The 18,979-nt window shown below is 33.9% G+C and carries 22 protein-coding genes; 17 read left to right on the top strand and 5 right to left on the bottom strand.

From position 1 onward, the window contains the following. Window positions 1–10: 10 nt before the first annotated feature. Both AN959_RS15320 and AN959_RS15325 read left to right on the top strand, forming a co-directional pair. On the top strand, window positions 11–1,024 hold the full coding sequence (locus AN959_RS15320; protein WP_056831918.1) for a serine hydrolase: 1,014 nt from the start codon (window positions 11–13) through the stop codon (window positions 1,022–1,024). A gap of 43 nt (window positions 1,025–1,067) precedes the next feature. Continuing rightward, a complete protein-coding gene (locus tag AN959_RS15325) occupies window positions 1,068–1,535 on the top strand; it encodes an SAM-dependent methyltransferase (RefSeq protein ID WP_056831920.1) in 468 nt (155 codons plus the stop codon). A 178-nt stretch (window positions 1,536–1,713) separates the two neighbouring features. Here the strand turns inward: AN959_RS15325 and AN959_RS15330 are convergent, their stop codons facing one another. Next, complete coding sequence (locus AN959_RS15330; protein WP_056831922.1) at window positions 1,714–2,472, bottom strand: PAS domain S-box protein; 759 nt, start codon at window positions 2,470–2,472, stop codon at window positions 1,714–1,716. Between the two features lie 404 nt (window positions 2,473–2,876). Between AN959_RS15330 and AN959_RS15335 the strand changes: the two genes are divergently transcribed. After that, a complete protein-coding gene (locus AN959_RS15335; protein ID WP_056831924.1) occupies window positions 2,877–3,740 on the top strand; it encodes a DUF2785 domain-containing protein in 864 nt (287 codons plus the stop codon). Between the two features lie 73 nt (window positions 3,741–3,813). Here AN959_RS15335 and AN959_RS15340 read toward each other — a convergent pair whose 3' ends face one another. Continuing rightward, window positions 3,814–4,326 (bottom strand): GNAT family N-acetyltransferase, encoded by a 513-nt coding sequence (locus tag AN959_RS15340; RefSeq protein ID WP_056831927.1) that lies wholly within the window; start codon window positions 4,324–4,326, stop codon window positions 3,814–3,816. A 122-nt stretch (window positions 4,327–4,448) separates the two neighbouring features. On the opposite strand from AN959_RS15340, the gene AN959_RS15345 reads away from it, so the two are divergent. Genes AN959_RS15345 through AN959_RS15355 form a run of 3 tightly spaced genes read left to right on the top strand, consistent with a single transcriptional unit; the run spans window position 4,449 to window position 6,761 of the window. Then, on the top strand, window positions 4,449–5,099 hold the full coding sequence (locus AN959_RS15345) for a hypothetical protein (protein ID WP_082461049.1): 651 nt from the start codon (window positions 4,449–4,451) through the stop codon (window positions 5,097–5,099). Window positions 5,100–5,123: 24 nt separating this feature from the next. Continuing rightward, a complete protein-coding gene (locus tag AN959_RS15350; protein ID WP_056831931.1) occupies window positions 5,124–6,077 on the top strand; it encodes a bile acid:sodium symporter family protein in 954 nt (317 codons plus the stop codon). A 60-nt stretch (window positions 6,078–6,137) separates the two neighbouring features. Continuing rightward, window positions 6,138–6,761: an FMN-binding negative transcriptional regulator gene (locus AN959_RS15355; protein WP_056831933.1), complete on the top strand. Its 624-nt coding sequence runs from the start codon at window positions 6,138–6,140 to the stop codon at window positions 6,759–6,761. 36 nt (window positions 6,762–6,797) lie between these two features. On the opposite strand, the gene AN959_RS15360 is transcribed toward AN959_RS15355, so the two are convergent. After that, window positions 6,798–8,207: a PLP-dependent aminotransferase family protein gene (locus AN959_RS15360; protein ID WP_253278923.1), complete on the bottom strand. Its 1,410-nt coding sequence runs from the start codon at window positions 8,205–8,207 to the stop codon at window positions 6,798–6,800. Between the two features lie 133 nt (window positions 8,208–8,340). On the opposite strand from AN959_RS15360, the gene AN959_RS15365 reads away from it, so the two are divergent. From AN959_RS15365 to AN959_RS15410, 10 genes are all read left to right on the top strand, one after another. After that, window positions 8,341–8,943, top strand: coding sequence for a LysE/ArgO family amino acid transporter (locus tag AN959_RS15365; protein ID WP_056831935.1), 603 nt, complete (start codon window positions 8,341–8,343; stop codon window positions 8,941–8,943). 189 nt (window positions 8,944–9,132) lie between these two features. After that, entirely contained in the window at window positions 9,133–9,540 is a 408-nt protein-coding gene (locus AN959_RS15370) for an NUDIX hydrolase (protein ID WP_256363933.1), read from the top strand. Between the two features lie 30 nt (window positions 9,541–9,570). Beyond that, window positions 9,571–10,098 (top strand): dihydrofolate reductase family protein, encoded by a 528-nt coding sequence (locus tag AN959_RS15375; protein ID WP_056831939.1) that lies wholly within the window; start codon window positions 9,571–9,573, stop codon window positions 10,096–10,098. A 57-nt stretch (window positions 10,099–10,155) separates the two neighbouring features. Continuing rightward, window positions 10,156–10,713, top strand: a complete 558-nt coding sequence (locus tag AN959_RS15380) for a sugar O-acetyltransferase (RefSeq protein WP_056831941.1) — start codon at window positions 10,156–10,158, stop codon at window positions 10,711–10,713. Between the two features lie 28 nt (window positions 10,714–10,741). Beyond that, window positions 10,742–11,629, top strand: a complete 888-nt coding sequence (locus AN959_RS15385) for a protein kinase (protein ID WP_056831942.1) — start codon at window positions 10,742–10,744, stop codon at window positions 11,627–11,629. A gap of 66 nt (window positions 11,630–11,695) precedes the next feature. Then, window positions 11,696–12,529, top strand: coding sequence for an alpha/beta fold hydrolase (locus tag AN959_RS15390; protein WP_056831944.1), 834 nt, complete (start codon window positions 11,696–11,698; stop codon window positions 12,527–12,529). Window positions 12,530–12,660: 131 nt separating this feature from the next. Beyond that, window positions 12,661–13,182 carry a sigma-70 family RNA polymerase sigma factor gene (locus AN959_RS15395; RefSeq protein ID WP_056831946.1) on the top strand — a complete coding sequence of 174 codons (522 nt, stop codon included), beginning with the start codon at window positions 12,661–12,663 and terminating at the stop codon, window positions 13,180–13,182. After that, window positions 13,175–14,539 (top strand): DUF4179 domain-containing protein, encoded by a 1,365-nt coding sequence (locus AN959_RS15400; RefSeq protein ID WP_056831948.1) that lies wholly within the window; start codon window positions 13,175–13,177, stop codon window positions 14,537–14,539. The genes AN959_RS15395 and AN959_RS15400 overlap by 8 nt, the downstream gene beginning before the upstream one ends. A gap of 177 nt (window positions 14,540–14,716) precedes the next feature. Further along, window positions 14,717–15,190: an N-acetyltransferase gene (locus AN959_RS15405; RefSeq protein WP_056831950.1), complete on the top strand. Its 474-nt coding sequence runs from the start codon at window positions 14,717–14,719 to the stop codon at window positions 15,188–15,190. Window positions 15,191–15,296: 106 nt separating this feature from the next. After that, a complete protein-coding gene (locus tag AN959_RS15410) occupies window positions 15,297–15,812 on the top strand; it encodes a hypothetical protein (protein ID WP_056831952.1) in 516 nt (171 codons plus the stop codon). Window positions 15,813–16,470: 658 nt separating this feature from the next. Here the strand turns inward: AN959_RS15410 and AN959_RS15420 are convergent. Next, entirely contained in the window at window positions 16,471–16,854 is a 384-nt protein-coding gene (locus tag AN959_RS15420) for a DUF2809 domain-containing protein (protein WP_056832121.1), read from the bottom strand. A gap of 183 nt (window positions 16,855–17,037) precedes the next feature. On the opposite strand from AN959_RS15420, the gene AN959_RS15425 reads away from it, so the two are divergent. Then, window positions 17,038–17,580 carry a hypothetical protein gene (locus AN959_RS15425; protein ID WP_056831956.1) on the top strand — a complete coding sequence of 181 codons (543 nt, stop codon included), beginning with the start codon at window positions 17,038–17,040 and terminating at the stop codon, window positions 17,578–17,580. A 360-nt stretch (window positions 17,581–17,940) separates the two neighbouring features. Here AN959_RS15425 and xerA read toward each other — a convergent pair whose 3' ends face one another. Continuing rightward, window positions 17,941–18,780 (bottom strand): site-specific tyrosine recombinase/integron integrase, encoded by an 840-nt coding sequence (xerA, locus tag AN959_RS15430; protein WP_056831958.1) that lies wholly within the window; start codon window positions 18,778–18,780, stop codon window positions 17,941–17,943. Window positions 18,781–18,979 lie beyond the last annotated feature (199 nt).

Below are 18,979 nucleotides of genomic sequence, written 5' to 3' on the forward strand. Positions count from 1 at the left end.
GTTTTAATAGTTGAAAATAAAACAAGAGTTGAACGATGTTTTTGATTCAGTTGTACTACATGTAAATAAAACTTCTGAAGAAGTTGACTGCTCTGGCGCGAGTGTACTCATTATACATAAAGATAAAATTGTAGCGGAGGAATACTGGGGAAAACATTCAAAGGCAAGTGGTGCGAGGCCAATTCAAGAAGATTCGCAATTTCATGTTGCATCAGTTCGTAAAAGTTATATTGGTTTTGCTGCTTCCTACGCGATACATAATGGTTACATTAAATCGATTGATGATGAAGTGAATAAATATTTACCAGTACCGAATATGGACCTGTACAATAAAACAACTATAAGACATTTGCTAACACATACACATGGGTTGAATTTACAAGATAGCAATATAGTTAGAGAGTTTCCGCCAGGGCAAAGTTGGGCTTATCGAGATATTGGTGTTGATTTGTTAACACAAATTATCAAACTGACAACTGGTAAAACAATAGTTGAGATTCTTTATGAAGAGGTCTTTAATCCTTTAGACTTTCAGGAAACAGGTTGGCATGATGACTCCGATTCAAAATTAGTAGATGTTATAAGAAATCCGAATGATTCTCTATGGTCAAACGACAGGGGTAGAGATGGTGATAAGAAAAATATGTATGTTTCCACGAGAGAGCTTGCGTATTGGGGCTATATCCATTTAAAGCAAGGTTTGATTAATGGTAAGCAAGTTGTTTCAAAAGATATTATTAATAGTTCTACTAGCCTTCAGAGTCCTAACTTTATGAATAAGGATCTACCCCAAAACGGTTTTTTATGGTTTGTTAAAGAACTCCCAGCTAAAAAATCTGAGATAGGTGAACTTGTGCCGAAAGAATCATTTCAAATTTTGGGTTATACCAATGTTGCAGTACTCGTTATACCTAAAAGAGATATTGTCGTAGTTCGAATGTTTAATAGTTATGGTTCCACTGATAACTATGATTATTTAGTAAATATTCGAGAATTTGGTGATACAGTCATGAAATGTTTTTAAATCAATAACATTGTTTAAAGTTGGTTTATAAGGAGAGATAATTATGCAATATACAATTGAACCAATAGCATTTGTAAATAATAATAGATTAGATATAGAGGATGATAACTGGGGATCAATCATTTCTACAATTGAGCTCACTGAAAATATGACTGAATCTTCTTTGGCTGGTCTTAATGAATTCTCTCACTTAGAAATCATATTTTATTTTGATAAGGTTTCTGATGATAAAATTCAATATGAAGCAAGGCATCCAAGAAACAACAAAGAGTACCCTAAAGTTGGAATTTTTTCGCAAAGAGGTAAAAATAGACCCAATAAGTTAGGGGTAACAATTGTTGAACTTGTAGAACTTAAACCAAGAAAATTGATTGTTAAGGGATTAGATGCAATTAACGGCACCCCAATTATTGATATTAAGCCTGTAATGAAAGAGTTTCTACCAAAAGGTGAAGTAAAGCAGCCAGAATGGTCCGTCTCATTAATGGATAAATATTGGATCAAATCGTAGAAAAATAGTTTTCTTTAACTAAGAAGAGGGGGGTAACTTCCGAATGGGAGTAAGCCTTTTATATTATTAATAATGATGGAAATAATTGGTGACCAAAATATAATAAAAAATTAAAGGACCTTTTTCGGTCCATTTAATTTAATATGTAAAATTTATTTCATTGGTCATGGTTATGTTTTTATTTTTGAAATATGCCTAAAGAAACTAATGCATCTTTAACACTGGACATTGTTGGTATTGTTTCTATTTTATAATCTAACTGTATCGCAGCTAGTGCTAATGAAGGTCTTAACCCCGTGATAATAGAACGCACACCAAGTAATGATAATACGCTATTTAACTTAAAGAGATAATCTGTAACAAGGCTGTCTAAATTGTAGATTCCAGAAAAGTCGATGATTAAACATTCAATACTTTGGTTTTTAACCTTTAAAGGTACATTTTCCAAAATCTGTATTGCTCTGTCTTCATCAATTGATCCAACTAAAGGAAGTATAGCTATCCCATTTAGAATAGGAACAACTGTAGCAGAAAGATCATTAATTTCCTTTATAATTTCTTTTTGTTTTGTTTCTGATTCTTTTCTACCCGTAATATCTTTTACATATGTTTGAATGGCTTTTGTATCCCCTATTTGAACAGGGTGACAATACAATTCAACATCTACTGTTGTGCCATCCATACGAAAAATTGTTTCCTCTATAACCTTAGCTGGTTGTTGATATGCGGATAGGATTCTTTTTTCTATTGCTACTTTGGATGTTTCTTGGAAAATATCTAAAGGACTTGCACCAATAATATTTTCTTTGGGTGCTCCAAAAAACTTTTCTGCCATGTGATTAACATCAATTATCCGAAGGTTTGTATGGATTATTAATGGATCAAGTGAATATTCCATTATTTCACGGTAGTCAATATGTGCTATTTCTTCATTCAATCTACTCACTCCCTTGAAACTTATGGTTATTATAAAAACAAGTTATTAGACAATTGCTATTGCATAAATTGATTTCTCGTGCAACTCAATATAACTTTAACAGTTTTCAGCGAGATTCGCATGAGAAACTATTTTTGTAAATTTTTAACCTATAAAAAATACTCTATTGACTTTAACTCTATAAGAGCAAAGTAAGGGAATTTCATTATTGTATTTGCTCATGTTGATATAATACAACACTGGTTTGAAGATGCAAGCATATATACACGTTAGAGAAGATGGCTGCTATGATAGAACAAATAGCCGTTTTTGGACCATATCAAGCTTTAGAAATTATGTGAAATTAAATCGTTATTTTTTATGTATTAACAAAGGTAAAATTAATTTAAAAAGGGATGAGAAAAATGGAAAAGGTTCAATCAAATTTTATAAATACAGCTCCGATGAATGCAAATGACCTAAAAATAATTTTAGAGGAAGTAAGAAGTGGGGGAAGGAATTGGGATGATGAGGATAAAGTTTTTCTCGTCAAATCAATGGTTGAACATATTGGCTCTACAGATAGTCGCCTTAGAGATCAATTGATATACACCTCTTTTTATCAACTAATAATAGAGAAAAATCTAATTGAGCATGATTTATTAAAGGAAGTCTTAGATTTTTGTTTAAATGAACGTTTGTTTAAAGGAATCGGAGAAACTGGTACCGATACAGTTTTTACAAGATCATTTACTACTCTATTAATCGCACTAATATTATACAGAGATAACGAAGATAACTTTCTTACACAAGAGATGATTACTACTGCTAAAGATCAGTTAGTTGAATATATAAGCTTGGAAAAAGATGTAAGGGGATTTGTATCAGGTAAAGGGTGGGCTCATAGTATTGCGCATGTTGCCGATGCTTTTGATGAACTAATAAAAAACAATCATATAGATAAAGAATTATATAAAGAAATTTTAATGCCATTATGGAAAAAGATATTTGTGTCAGATAGTGTTTATGTCCACGATGAAGACGAGAGATTGCTAATACCAATTTTGGAAATGCTCAATAACGGGTTGGAACTTGGAGTAATTGAAAATTTATTACAAAGAATACCTGATGAACTTTTGATACTAAAAAAGGAGCTAGATGAGGAAAATTATTGGTTTTTAGTAGCTAACTGTAAGGTATTTTTAAAAAGTTTTTACATAGAGGTAAAGAAAAATACAAGATTACTATCTCTTCAAACTACTATTGAAAAGTGCCTAACTGAAATTTAGGCATCCCAATAGTGTTAGTAAGGAAGAAAAGGCATCTCTACAATCTAAAATGCCTTTTCTTAATGAATGATTTCTATTCTTCTACTGGATTTTTAGGCCCACTAAGATCTAATTGATAAAAAGCTAAGTCAAGCCATCTATTAAATTTAAAACCTGCTCTTTTAATAGTACCTGAGTGTACGAACCCGAAATTTTTATGCATCGCGATACTTTTTTCATTTGTTGCATCTATTCCAGCAATTAATGTACGGTACTCTCTTTCATCAGCAATCGCTATTAATTCTTTCATTAATGAAGTTGCGATTCCTTTTTTTCTAAATTCCTTACTTACATAGATAGAATGTTCAATGGAATATTTGTATGCTGGCCAGGCTCTAAATGGACCGAAAGTTGCAAAACCTGCTACCCTGTTATCTTGTTCAAATACTAATATCGGATACCCTTCGTTCATTTTTTGTTGGTACCATTGTTGCCTATTTTCGAGCGTTTGAGGTTCGTATGTATACACTGCAGTCGTATTTAAAATCGCATCATTATATATTTCTAAAATATCCTGTAAATCTTTCTCTTGAATAGGTCTTATCATTATCAATTCCTCCTATGTATCTAATGCAGTAAATAACACACCTTGACTGGACGAGTTAGCGAATGTTGGAATTCCTTTTCATATACAGGAAATAATATATTAAGGATATGAAAGGAATAAAAATGGAAAAAATTAATCTAATTAAGCAATATAATATCGTTACACCAAATTATAGTTTAGATGATAAAGAAATCTCATTTGACATATACATAAGTCCTAACCAACAGGTCTGTATAATAGCTAAACTAGATAATAACTATATATGTTGGTGTTCTATAACTGCTATAAATGATTATGATACCAATTCTTCTATATTTCAATATATATTGAATCTTAATGTAAAAACCATATCAAACGAGTTTAGTGCATTAGGGGAAAAATATAACGAAGTTAAAAACTGGCATCACCTGATTTTTAGTAAGAGAGCTTATCAAAATGAAAACCGTTTTTTTTCGCCAGTAAATTCTTGTTTCTTTATGGATGGAAAGTTTTTTGCAAGTGAGATTAATACATTTTACAAGCAAGAGAGATCAAAGTGTGACTACAGATTAATCGACGATACTTATGTATCTATTTTAGAAAAATATAAAACTATTTTATATAAAGCAAATCAACATTATAGTTATTATCATGAGGTCAAACCAATTATTAAGATATTAGAAGATGAAAGTTATTTAAAACTTTCTCAAGTATTCGAAATTAGACAATTGTATTTGGAATGTATCCAAAAATCTAATGATTTATATAACCGCTATATGACAGAAATTCGATAAAAAATATGGAAAGAAGGCAGTTCGATGTTGGAAAGTTTGAATAAGCGCCTCCAGACATTGATGCCTATATTAACACCGCTTAGCTTGATTATCGGTGTATTGCTCGATGATGTAGGGGGCCATTTATTATTTTTAGTTCCTTGGTTGTTTGCATTTATGACTTTTGCGGGTAGTTTGAGCTTAAATTTTAAAGGGTTGCAGAGCTTTACAAAGTATCCATTTGTCATTTTATTAACGATAGCATTTTTACATATTGTCATGCCCATTTGCGCTTATATTGTGGCAACTTTACTATTTGATGATCATTTACTGACGATTGGTTTCATCTTGTCCGTTGCTGTACCAACAGGGGTGACTAGCTTTATATGGGTGTCGGTTTGTCGAGGAAATCTAGCACTGTGTCTATCAATTATTTTAATCAATACGCTCATTTCTCCGATCGTCATGCCATTTTTACTGCATCTAGTTATCGGACAAACAATTGAAATTGATACAGCTGCTCTTATGCTTGATTTATTATGGATGATTGTGCTGCCTTCCATAGTGGGAATGTTATTAAATGAATTGACGAAAGGCAGTATTGAGGAGACACTTGGAAAAAAACTTGCACCGTTTTCGAAAATGAGCTTGTTTTTTATAGTCCTTATTAACAGTGGCGTTATTGCACCGTATATTAAAAGTATTACGTGGGAACTTGTTAGTGTTATTGTCATTGTATTTATTCTCGCATTTTCTGGATACGTAATGTGTTTCCTATTAGGGCATTTTCTTTGGAAAGATGTGGGTATTGTAACGACAATTGTGTTTACAGGTGGAATGCGCAATATTTCGATGGGAGTGGTTGTGGCAAGTGCCTACTTCCCTCCGAAGGTTGTGCTGCCAGTTGTCTTCGGCATGCTATTTCAACAAGTACTAGCATCTTTTTTTAGCCGAGTTATAGAATTATATAGAGCTAAATTTGCTCAGGCTTCTGCTTAGTAAAAGTAAGTATTTTTAGTGAAAATGTTAACAATAAAAAATAGCGTTAGGAGAAATCTGATGTATATTCCTAAATACTTTAAAGTCACAAATATAGATGAAATTAAAGAATTTGTCCAAATGAACTCATTTGGAACGATTGTAACTACTAAACAAGGCAAACCTATAGCTACGCACTTGCCCTTAGAATTGCATAAAAATGGAGACGATTACTATATAACCGGACACATGGCGTATGGAAATCCACAATGGAGAACCCTCGATACGAACGAAGATGTACTTGTTATGTATCAAGGACCGCATGCATATATCTCTTCCTCTTGGTACACACATGAAAATGTTCCAACATGGAATTATCAAGCAGTTCACATATATGGAAAAGCTAGCGTTTTGAATGAAGAAGAGCTAAAAGAAGACCTTGCTTCACTGCTTCATAAATACGAAAAGCATCGGAAGGATCCAGTTTTGTGGGAGAAGCTTTCTCCTCAGTTAATAAATCAAGAACTAAAAGGGATTGTTGGATTTAAAATAAAAGTAAAAGAGATCCAAGCAGCCTATAAATTAAGTCAGAATCGTAATGAGGAAGATTATCTTAACATCGTTGATCAACTGTCGGTTGAAGAAAATCTGACTTCTCAACAAATGGCAGAAGTGATGAAAAAGAGAGTGGAAAACCATCAGTAGTAATACTAATATCTGATTAATAAAAAGAACCGAGATTCAGTTGAATTCACGGCTCTTTTTTATTGCTTCAGAATAAAGAGTCTGAAGCCCTTCGATTAATTCTTTATCAGAAATATAGGAGTATGATAAGCGAATGTGATACGTATCTTTCGGTTCATATATATAACCGGGATTAATGAGTACCTTTTGATTCAATAAATTCATAAAAAAATCAGTTGTGACAATAGGTTCATTAAATTTTATCCATATATAAAATCCTCCTTTGGAAGATTCCCATGAAGCGATTTCCTTAAAGTATTTCTCTAATAAACTTTCCATTAAAGCAGCACGTCGTTTTAATTCTTCTTTTAATTTTTCAATGTGTTTTTCATATAAACCAGACGTTAACCAGTAGGTGACAATCTCTTGCGAAAAGGCACTAGAGCCGTAATCCATCTGCATTTTAATATCAGCCAAGCGTTTAATAACAGGTGATGGTGCTACAATCCATCCAATTCTTAACCCAGGGCTTAGTGTTTTTGAAACGCTTCCAAGATAAAGTACTCGTCCTGTTGTGTCGATTGACTTTAAGGAAGGAGTTAGAGCATCAAACGATAATTCAAAATAAACATCGTCTTCAATAATCGGTAGCTGCAAAGATTGGCACATGGCATAAAATGATTCCTTTTCTTCTAATGACCATATCCTACCAGTTGGGTTATGCAGTGTAGGGATCGCATAATAGATACCTTGACGTTTCCCGCGACGCATTTGAATAATCTTTCCGTCTTGATTATTTGAATCAACACTCTGCATTTGCATACCAAAAGACTGGAAGGGATGAATGGAATTCAAATATGAAAATTCATCTTGAAACACAACAGAACCAGTCTCCATTAAACCTACAGCAATTAATTGCAATGCTTGCAAGCCGCCTGATACGATGCAAATATTCTCAGGTGAAGTCGTAATTCCTCGATTTTTTAAATAATCGCAAAGTGCAACTCGTAATTTAAGGCTTCCCTGAGGAGAGGAGTAACCAATAGCTTTTCCTTCTAATTGAAGCTTTTGCAAGGAGGCTTGAATTTCAGCTGTAGGTAACAAGCTAGGGGCTAGCTCACCTGTGCTGAGTCGGATGATGGATTCATCTTGTTCAAACTCATTAATAAGTTGAATCGTTTGAAAGTTAGGTTTGTGAATACTTGCTTCAATATACTTTTGCCAATTAGGTTGCTTTTGTTTCAAAAGCATACTCCAAGAATCGTTGGATACATATGTACTTGAACCAACCTTTGATGATAAAATCCCATCAGCTTTTAATTCGTCTATTGCTTCTTGTAATGTACTCCTGTTAACACCAAGTGTAAGTGCCAGTTGTCGTTGTGCAGGAAGCTTTGTCCCGTTTGGCCATTGTCCAGTACTAATTTGTTCGGTTATCCATTGAATTATTTGCTTTGATAAACTCATTGGAAGTGAACGATTTGGTTTTCAATTCATACAGCAGCCCTCCTTTAAAAATTGGATGGTTAAAAAACCAACCAATTGGACCTTTTTCTTTAGTTATAACACAGCTACGATAGAGAGGAAAGGGGTTGAAAAGATGGAACCGATTTTTCATGGTATCATTTTAGCATTTGGACTGATTTTACCTTTAGGGGTGCAAAACGTCTTTGTCTTTACTCAAGGTGTCACACAACCAAGTATGGTTCTAGCGCTTCCTGCGGCGATTACTGCAGCTATATGTGATACAATTTTAATCATTTTAGCGATTTTTGGATTATCTATGATTGTTCTACAATTTGAGTGGATTCGCCTGATATTAATTATTGCTGGAATTCTATTTTTACTGTACATGGGGAAAGTGATTTGGCTATCAGATGCAGCTAGTTTAGAAGGGAAAGAAGCATTGCCTTTAAAAAAGCAAATTCTTTTTGCACTTTCAGTATCCTTACTCAATCCACATGCTTTGCTTGATACGATAGGTGTGATCGGGACGAGTGCGGTTAAATATGAAGGACAAGATCAAGGATTGTTTATGATTGCTTGTATCATCGTTTCTTGGCTATGGTTTTTGTTATTAGCAACTACAGGAGTTTTCTTGAAAAAAATACAAATATCGAAAAAAGTATTTATCTTATTTAATAAATTATCAGCTATTTTTATATGGGGCACTGCTATTTATTTACTGGTAGGTTTGTTTTAATTCTTAACGATTCGCACAGTGCGTTTCCTTTAACATAAAGCATAATGAATAAGCCATTTATTTTGAGTAATAAAATAAAGGGATTTCAATATCCTATGGAGAAGATGGAAGGGTTGGCAATTTATATGAGTAGAGATAGGGGATATAATTGTATTAACTAGGATAACTACCCTACCAAAGGATAAAAGAATTGCTGGAGTTCATTGTATTCCTATAACAGAAACTGGTTCTATTATGATGGCATGGGACAAGGATGAACTTATACTAACTACTATTGGTGGAAGAATCGAAGAAAATGAAAGTTTGGATGAAGCACTAGAACGTGAGGCTATGGAAGAAGTGGGAATTATTCTAGAATCCAATAGAATCCCGTTTGCTTCTTGGTACTGGCAATCAACTGATACATATACTGTATGGTTTTTAGTAAGAGTCGAAAAAATTTTAGCCTATTCATTTGATTTTGAGAAAACAGGCTATGTTATTTTTAATTTTGAAACGGCTAAGCAAATAGTCTCCAAAATTGAATCTAATAACGACAAAAGAGTTCAGATTTTAAAAATGGCAGAAGAGCAGGCAAAAAATCTGAGTTGGATATGATAAATAAATATACTGACAAGGGGTTAAAGTATGCAAAAGAGTACTGTCCTTTTTTACGGAGCTATTAGTTTGGATGGTTACCTAGCTAGGGAAAACCATTCGTTGGATTGGTTAATTGGAACGGAAGGTGAGGAAGACACAGGTTTTTCTGAATTCTATGAAACAGTTGATACAATTCTTATGGGAAGAAACACATACGAACAAATATTGATTCTTTCTCCAGAGGAGTTTCCATATAAAAATAAAAAGTGCTATATATTTTCCAGTACATTAACTGGCTCCAATAAGTATGTAGAATTCATTAATGAGGATATTATAGGCTTCACTAAATCGTTGAAAGAAAAAGAAGGCAAAAGGATTTGGCTTGTAGGTGGAGGAGAGGTGTTGCAACCGCTTCTTAAAGCAAACATTATAGATGAATTTATCATTCAAATTGCCCCGTCCATCATTGGTCGTGGGATACCACTCTTTGTGCCAGGTAACTATGAAAAGGATTTAACTTTGGTCGATGTGAGACGTTATAAACAATTTGCAGAGTTACATTACACAAAATATTAAGCTATCTAGACTTGTCTTGGAATTTGCGTTGATAGTTTAACAAAGGAGTTTGAATGCATGATAAGTGAAAAAGAAAAAATGTTAAACGGTGAGCTTTATAATCCAATAGATCCAGAATTACTGAGAGAAAAGTTAACTGCCCGAAAGCTGACTAGATTATACAATCAAACATTAGAAACGGAGGAGGACAAAAGGACAGAACTTTTAAAAGAACTGTTTGGTTCAACAGGAAATAGTTTAAGTATAGAACCTACTTTACGTTGTGATTATGGCTACAACATTCATGTTGGTGAGAATTTCTATGCTAATTTTGACTGCGTGTTCTTAGACGTTTGTGAAATCCGGATAGGAGATAACTGTTTTATTGCTCCTGGAGTCCACATTTATACAGCAACCCATCCATTAAATGCCGAAGAAAGAGTATCAGGTGTAGAGTACGGAAAACCGGTGAAAATTGGGGACAATGTTTGGATTGGTGGTAATTCCGTTATTAACCCAGGGGTCACCATAGGAAATAATGTCGTCATTGCTTCGGGTTCAGTTGTCACAAAAGATGTCCCTGCGAATGTGGTAGTAGGTGGAAACCCGGCAAAGATAATAATGCAAATAGATTAAATACCTTTAAGACAAACTGGGGGTTTTTATGTACAGTTCACAAGAATTTACCTTAGACAGTGTTACTTTTCAATTAAGAGAGAAGCATGATTTTAAATGGATTCATAGTTTAGGTGAAGTTTTTTGCGTTTTTGATAAACAAGATTCTGGGAACATTAGTTTCGGTGTAGAAAAAAACGGTTCAAAAAAGTTTGTGAAGTATGCTGGAGCAAAAACTTTAGAGTATAAGGGGCATCCAGAAGATGCGGTAGCAAGATTAAAAGACTCAGTTAAAATCTACAACAATCTGTCCCATCCATACTTGGTAAATCTACTTGATTATTTTGAGGTTGAGAAGGGGTATGTTCTAGTGTTTGACTGGATCAATGGGGAGTCTCTCCATTCTCATTGGTCTTTTCCTCCACCGAAGAAGTACAATCATCCCGCTTCTCCTTTTTATCGTTTTAAACAATTACCTATTGAATTCCGTTTAAGATCTTTAACAAGTATATTTGAATTCCATGTACATATGGAAAAGAAAAATTATGTAGCCGTTGATTTTTATGACGGGAGTATCCTATATGATTTTGAGAATAACAGCACAAAAATATGTGATATTGATTTGTATATGGAAAAACCATTTTTCAATAAGATGGGAAGACTCTGGGGCTCCTCTAGGTTTATGTCGCCAGAAGAATTTACATTAGGCGCTCCAATTGATGAAAAAACAAACGTATTTAACATGGGAGCCACAGCATTCTGCCTTCTTGGAGGAGAACTAGACCGTTCATATTTAAAATGGGATGCAAGTGCTGAACTGTATAAAGTTACAACCAGGGCTATTGAAGAAGACAGGAGTAAAAGGTATGCCAATGTAGAAGAATTCTATTTTGCTTGGAATTCTGCTTTAAAAGACACTTTTAACTATGAACATTGAAATACTATAATGATTACCCGCTTTCTATCAATTTTCAAAAGATAAAGTAAGGAGACATGCTAAGTTATGTGGATTCAACGATTTATCGATACGGAAAGAGGAACATTTGAACTATTTGAAAATGGTGATGGAGAGCCTTTAGCCGTTACACATTTATATAGTGCTTATGATGAGCGAGGAAATTCTTTTGCAAACTCGTTTACATTCGACTATCACGTGTATTTAATAAACCTTCGTGGTTGTGGAAATTCGGTCAAAGCTGAAAATGACAGTCAGTATAGTATGGACGAAACCGTAAGAGATTTGGAAGCAATTCGTATCGCTCTACAATTGGAACGGTGGGGTTTTGCTGGTCATTCTACAGGAGGCATGCTTGCACTTAAGTATGCAATCCTCATGCCTTCATCACTTACAAAGATTATTGCTGGAGGAGCAGCAGCGAGTATAGAATATGGCTATGATCCTGCCAGTATATATTGTTCTGAAAATCCTAACTTCAATCGAATTAATGACATTATGAACCAATTTAATGATCATTCCACAACAGTTGAAACTAGGCAGAAATTAGGCTATGAATGGGCTTTATTGTCATATTATTCCGAAGATAAATTGAAAGAAGCATTAAAAAAACCGAATAGTGGTAAGACTGTTGGCGATCGTTTAGATTACTTTAGAAAAAAAGAATGTACTACATATGATTTACGAAATGAATTATTATATGTGACAGTCCCTAGTTACATATATGCAGGTAAATACGATGCACAATGCCCTCATAAATTCGGTGTAGAAATCGCGAATTTAATTCCTAATGCAATGTTTACAACATTTGAACAAAGTAATCACAATCCTTTTTCGGAAGAAGAGGAAAAATTTCAAGCATTTGTGAAGTCGACTTTATAGTGAAATAAGTATCATCATATAAGGCCTCTTAGGACACTATTTCCTAAGAGGTTTTAATTTATTTTATTTTTTCAAAACTTTTATCGTAGTTGTATGTCTAATAAATAAGAACAATGAAATGAGGTGAAATCTTGAGAGGAAAGAGTCTTGTTAAGAGGGCTATTAAAGGCGATGAAGAAGCATTTTTAGAACTCATACATTCATATCAAGAAGCTTTATATCGAACTGCAATATCGTATGTAAAAAATGAAGAAGATGCATTGGAAGCGGTTCAAGAGGTGACGTATAGGGCTTATCGTAGCATAAAAACAGTGAAGGAGCCTGCCTACTTTAAGACATGGCTCATTCGGATTATGATGAACTATTGCCTAGATGTGCTGAAGAGAAGTAATAGGGAAATAGTTGAAGAGAGTCTGATTAATAGGACGGGTGTAAGTGAAGATTTTACTTATATGGAAGTAGAAGAGGCACTTTTAACTCTATCAGATTATGAAAGAGAATTATTGCACTTGAAATATTTTGAAGGGGTCAAAATAAAAGATATTGCTGTTATGTGGAATACTCCAGAAGGAACTATTAAAACTCGATTACATAAAGCATTACGTGCACTTCGGAACAATTTTGATGAGAAAGGAGATGTAAAGCGTGTTTAAGGAAGAAGAAAATAAATTGGAGAAGCGAAAGAATGCGATTGATCAAGTGAAAATACCAGCGGACAAATTACATTTTGCCGTACGACAGGGATTCGAGAAAGCAAAAAATGAAAGAGCATTAAAAAGAAATATTATACGAAAACGGAGTACATGGTCAATTGTCGTAGCTGTAATTCTTCTTATCACATTTGTCACTTCTATTACAGTGTCCCCAGTATTCGCAAGCAAAGTTGCATTAATACCAGGTATGGATAAAATTGTGGCACTCATTAAGCAAGATAGAGGCTTGACTGCAGAGATTGAGAATGATTTTTATCAGCCTATAAATTTATCGCAAGAAAAGAACGGTATTACCGTGACACTCGATGGAGTAATTGCTGACAAAAAAGGCATGGTGATTTTTTATTCCGTTCATACGAACCAAATGGATGTCGGGTCTCTTGAATTAAAGTATATACAATTGTGGACAGGCATGAATTCCCGCTATAGATTTGATTTAAATGATTCCGTTCTACCTTTGACAGAAAGAAAGGATTCACAGTTTTTTAGTTCTACCGAGCATATAGAAAGCAGTAAACTCGAAGAAGAACTATCCTGGGCGATAGGTTTGAAAAACGGAGAAAAAATAGAGCATTTTAAAATTCCATTTTCATATAAGAAGATGGATGTAGAGAGTAAGAATATTGTTGTGAATAAAGAAGTAACGATTGATGGCCAACGTATTAAAGTAAAAGAATTGATAGTCGATCCAATCCGTACTGTTGTTAGGTTAGAAGAAAATCCACATAACTCGAAGAAACTTCTTGCTCGTGCTTTTGATGAATTAGAGCTGAAAGACGACTTGGGAAGGACATGGTCGGCGTTACCTGGAAATTCATATAAACCACTTTTAAACGGTGATGTATGGGATGTACCACTTAAGGAAAGCTTTTACTTTTATGAACCGAATAAATTGAGCTTAACATTTGGGAAAATTGCAGCAATGGATAAAGACCAGGCTTATATTTTAATAGATACCGAATCCAAGGCATTTTTGAAACAACCTTCAGAATCGTTATTCTTTAATCTAAAAGTAGAGAATGAAAAAGTTAGTTTTACAATTGAAGCTGATAATAACAATGATTTTGTTTATTTTCCTAGATTTACAGATGCTACTGGAAGAGATTTTATTATTTATTATAAAGGACTTTTTCCATCTACTGCAAATTATGTGAGAGGCTCATTAGTTCAAGTTTCTAATGAGGAAATGAAACTTGAATTTGATTTGCCGTGGGAAAAATTTACCAATCCATTAAGATTTGAATTGGATTCTTATCCATCTTGGATTGAAGATGATGTAAAGGTGGATATAAAATAAATTAACAAGAACATTCGTTCATAATGAAAGATAAAGCGGATGTTCCTTGTGAATTAAATGTAACCGTGCTATAGATCCAAGCAGGAATAACGATTTTTTTGTAGAACTTATTGAAGAACGGAGCAGAAAAGTTAAACAAGCAATCTTAAGTGAAATATCTATATGGAGGTATGAATAATGAATACTGTCGATGAAATTAATGTAGTGGTAGCAGGATTACATGAATTGGATTTGGTTGCAACATTATTTGATAAATACAGAGTGTTCTATAACCAAGAATCCAACTTAGAGGCGGGAAGAAAATTTATTGAAGAAAGAATGAAAGAGAAGCAGTCTGTCATCTTCCTAGTTACCCAGGAACAAGTAAATGATGTGCTACCATTGGGATTTGTTCAACTATTTCCCTCATTCTCCTCGGTATCCATGGAGAGACTGTGGATATTGAACGATTTATATGTGGACCAATCAGCAAGACGTTTAGGTGTAGCGAAACTTTTATTAGAAAAAGCAAAAGAATATGCAATTCAAACAAATTCAAAAGGATTAGTCTTAGAAACTGCTATTGATAATCTTAATGCTCAACGACTGTATGAATCTATTGGATATAAAAAGGATAGCGGTACCATGCATTATAGTTTTTATCTTAAATGAATTGTTGGGCCATTACAAACGGAGACTTTAGTGAATATGGGGTTGCCAAAGGCAGCTCTTTTTTCTTATTGGACTAACTGGGCAACCAAATCAAAGGGGGAGTATAATGAAAGATTTCTATGTTAGTTTGTTTGCTTTACTCGGACTGTGTCTTTTAGCAGGATGTACCGATAATCAATTCGACAATAAAGTGAAACCATTCGTAAAGACGGAGGAAATAAAAGAAAGCGACCCTTTATATGTTGACACGATTGAAGACTATAAAGTGCCATTCAAAATTAGCCAAATTAAAAGTGTAATTGTTAAATTGAATGACAGTGCTTCAGAAATACCTCTTAAAGGAGTTAGATATGAAGTGTCGTTAATGTCAGAAAAAGAAATATCAATTGACGATAGAACATCTTATAATTTTGAGATTGTAACTGATTCTTCCTTAAAGGAATCATTAGGGCCGATACAGCCTTTGCATTTAACAGACACTCGTGATGGATACTTATATACTCTTTCGTTTGAAACAATATACAGGGATTATTCCATAGAAGAACTCGAAAAATTAAATAAAGAACGCAACTTTAAAATATATCTTAATTACAAAGGTGTAAATGAAATTGGGTTTTTATAAAAAAGAATTTATATTAATCTTCCTGAATTAAAACGTAGGTTAGTTTAACAAGAAATAGGGGGTAGTTCAGATAATTATTAGAAAACTAGTTTCTGCGATAGTGACTTGTGGGTTAGTTATGATAATTTACTTCGTAATAGAGCAGACGGGGTTTGTTATCATCTTAGGTATGTTTTTACTCCCTATACTTTTGTTTTATGGGATCCCGGCATCTATATTTTCTGATTATGTTACAAAAAAATCTAAAGGTATGTATAGAGGGTTTTTTGCATTATTGGTTCACTTATTGCTTGCATGTTTATTCGTTTTAATACCCTTTATCTTTTCAGAAGAGGAAAGAGAGATTTTATTTTCTGACTTTAAGAGCTCGTTTATATATTTCTTTTTAATTACCTCTATTCTTTCTTCAAGTCTCTTCTGGTGTATAGATGAGTTTCTTAAGAATAAAAGAGTAAAAGATATTGGTCAGAAGATAGGAGATTTAAAAATTTAGTAAAGTTGTATGGATCATCTCCCAAAAGACATTTTTGTATCAAATTATTTAGACGAAGGTATATTAATTTATTCTGTTGAGGAAGATAGTGAAGTTATCCTTGTTCAAACAGAAGTAGATGGTGTCTATGAGATATTTAAAAAAACAATAAAATAAATTGTTAATTTAGCTGCGAAGGATAAACTTAATTGCCATCTTATCTAATACAGCAGCGAATATTATCCCTACTGAATACCGGATCAAATCCTCTATAAGAAAACCTTTTCCAAATATTAAAGCCCCAAGAGATGTCCCGCGAATCTGATTAATCCAATCTTCCTGATACAACTGACTAAATTCAATGCCGAAGCTAAACAAAAAACTGAGCAAAATGACCGTAAGGGTGCTCTTATGAGTTAGCAGAAAACGAAATCCGAAATAGACCATCATTGCCCATAGAACGTCTCCTGCATTCAGAGCTAAAAATGGCATAAGTAGAACACTCCATTTTCTAGAGGCAAGGCCTAACAAAATAGTGCTAGCAATAGCTATCAAATAAAGTATTCGCATGTTACGGTATTGCGAGTTGTTAGGTTTTTGCTCATTAGTCAATTGAATCACTCTTTCTGTTTGGTGACATTATTCCTTAACTTTCATTATTTCATAAATCGTCGAAGAAAGAATTATGTGTTTTTGAATTGTTGAAACATTGTCGATAATAAACCGTATTAATTTTAAAAGGGGGAATACTGAATGCTTGATCGTAGGAATAGAACCTTATGTATTGTTATTTTTAGCATTTTGACAATGATGTCAGTGTTATTGATGTCTGGTTGCTCTCAAACAGAAGAAGATCCATATAGAACAGCAATTACAAAAGTTCTGGAGCATCAGTTTAATGGTCCTGATGAAAAATTCATGGAACTATTGTGGAATCCTAAGTATACAACTGTTGTGAATAATAAAGAAGAGAACAAAGAGTTTGATAAGTATGTAGAAGAGGTATACGGACCTTACTTTACAGATTCTGAGCTCGATTTCTTTATTGCTGCATTTGCTACTTCATACCAAAGTCGCGCTTTCGACACTGGACATAAGTTAAGTCTAAAGGATATCACGATTGAGCAAAGTGATAAAATTTCAAATCGCTATACTTTCATAGCAAAGGTTGGTTATCAGAAAAATGGAGATGAGGAAAAAATTGCAAATGTAGAAGGTGAAGTCATGTTCTCTACAAAAGAAGATGGCCAAATAGGGAGATTTTCATATGGAGATGATGACGGTTTGTTGAGATAATGAGCAATTGAACAATGCTTTTGTTTTACAACTGACGGATGCTTTAGTTGAAAATTATTGGTTGGTTATTGAATGAACTTTTATATTTATATGGATAGGTCAGAATAAGCTTTATTTTTTAAGGTTTTCATTGTAAAAATGTCATAACTGTAAATAAAAATCATACAAAAATTTAATAAAGGACTTCATCATAGGTTTTTATTTATATAGAATAGTGAGGTTTTTAAACTTCGGTGGGGTTGTTATAAGAAGGATTAACGCAAAAACGAGTGAAAATCGACCAAAAAAGAAGAAAAAAGCCAAGATAAGGTAATTTTCAATCGAGTAGCAACGTCTTTCATGACGTTGCTACTTTTACATTTAAAAGTACTTTTGATAATACTCTTTCCTTAGCCTCCCGCTTAATTGAGCGTAGATTTTGGTCGTTTCACTTTTCTCATGCCCCATAAGACTTTGTATGACTTCAATAGGAGCCCCGTTATTCAACAAATGAGTTGCGTAGCTGTGCCTAAGTTGGTGTGGATGAATCTCTTTATTGATTTCAGCACGATTGGAGATCCGCTTGATGATGTATCGCATTTGGGCGACACTCATTTTATGTGGCTGCCTTGCAGTTACAAAGATAGCAGGATTTTGGTCATTACGGCATTCCATATAGCGTTTAAGCCATATGTCGCAACGTGTATTAAAATATACTTCCCTTTCCTTATCACCTTTTCCTCTAACGATTGCAGACTGGTTGGACCAATTGATATGGTTCTTTTCTAACGCAACTATTTCTCCAATTCTACAACCGGTAGAAAACATAAATTCAAAAATCGCTTTTTCCATTGGGGAATGACAGGATTCACGAAGGTGTTCAATCTCCCGTTCGGTTAAATACTTGGGTATCCGCTTCCCTACTTTTGGCTCTTTAATCTTGGAAGTTGGATTCTTACTCAGGTAGCCTTCTTCATGAGACCAACGAAAAAACGATTTTATAAAGCGGATACGATGTGCAAGACTGGCTGGTTTTAAATGCTTGCCCGATGTAGCAAGATATTCCTTCAGTTGATTTATATCGAGTAATTCCATCTCTACATCCTTAAAATAATCAATTAGTAGCAAAGACTGTAACTGGTAGGCCTTTAACGTTTGTAGCGAAAAGCCCTCTATTCGTTTATCGGCTTCAAACGAAGACCATGCTTTAGACAGTAACAATTCCATTCCCCCTAAAATAGTACTCTTAAAGTGATTATTGCCAACTTAATAGAATTATAGACATAAGAAGTGTTTTTTTACTAACGCGGCAGGATAGTTGAAGAAGGGATATCGTAGAAATGTGGTATAGAGGTGTTGTTTATGGAGGCAAAGGAACTTACTAAGATAATTAATAGTCTTGAAGAAAAACCTGGAGGCA

It is taken from the genome of Psychrobacillus sp. FJAT-21963 (assembly GCF_001420585.1).
GTDB lineage: Bacteria > Bacillota > Bacilli > Bacillales_A > Planococcaceae > Psychrobacillus.

Excerpts from the sequence above, each read along its gene's own strand:
- AN959_RS15325 (WP_056831920.1), top strand. The coding sequence starts at position 1,068 with ATGCAATATACAATTGAACCAATAGCATTTGTAAATAATAATAGATTA.
- AN959_RS15335 (WP_056831924.1), top strand. The coding sequence starts at position 2,877 with ATGGAAAAGGTTCAATCAAATTTTATAAATACAGCTCCGATGAATGCA.
- AN959_RS15340 (WP_056831927.1), bottom strand. The coding sequence starts at position 4,326 with ATGATAAGACCTATTCAAGAGAAAGATTTACAGGATATTTTAGAAATA.
- AN959_RS15345 (WP_082461049.1), top strand. The coding sequence starts at position 4,449 with ATGGAAAAAATTAATCTAATTAAGCAATATAATATCGTTACACCAAAT.
- AN959_RS15350 (WP_056831931.1), top strand. The coding sequence starts at position 5,124 with ATGTTGGAAAGTTTGAATAAGCGCCTCCAGACATTGATGCCTATATTA.
- AN959_RS15355 (WP_056831933.1), top strand. The coding sequence starts at position 6,138 with ATGTATATTCCTAAATACTTTAAAGTCACAAATATAGATGAAATTAAA.
- AN959_RS15360 (WP_253278923.1), bottom strand. The coding sequence starts at position 8,207 with ATGAGTTTATCAAAGCAAATAATTCAATGGATAACCGAACAAATTAGT.
- AN959_RS15365 (WP_056831935.1), top strand. The coding sequence starts at position 8,341 with ATGGAACCGATTTTTCATGGTATCATTTTAGCATTTGGACTGATTTTA.
- AN959_RS15375 (WP_056831939.1), top strand. The coding sequence starts at position 9,571 with ATGCAAAAGAGTACTGTCCTTTTTTACGGAGCTATTAGTTTGGATGGT.
- AN959_RS15380 (WP_056831941.1), top strand. The coding sequence starts at position 10,156 with ATGATAAGTGAAAAAGAAAAAATGTTAAACGGTGAGCTTTATAATCCA.
- AN959_RS15385 (WP_056831942.1), top strand. The coding sequence starts at position 10,742 with ATGTACAGTTCACAAGAATTTACCTTAGACAGTGTTACTTTTCAATTA.
- AN959_RS15390 (WP_056831944.1), top strand. The coding sequence starts at position 11,696 with ATGTGGATTCAACGATTTATCGATACGGAAAGAGGAACATTTGAACTA.
- AN959_RS15405 (WP_056831950.1), top strand. The coding sequence starts at position 14,717 with ATGAATACTGTCGATGAAATTAATGTAGTGGTAGCAGGATTACATGAA.
- AN959_RS15410 (WP_056831952.1), top strand. The coding sequence starts at position 15,297 with ATGAAAGATTTCTATGTTAGTTTGTTTGCTTTACTCGGACTGTGTCTT.
- AN959_RS15420 (WP_056832121.1), bottom strand. The coding sequence starts at position 16,854 with ATGCGAATACTTTATTTGATAGCTATTGCTAGCACTATTTTGTTAGGC.
- AN959_RS15425 (WP_056831956.1), top strand. The coding sequence starts at position 17,038 with ATGCTTGATCGTAGGAATAGAACCTTATGTATTGTTATTTTTAGCATT.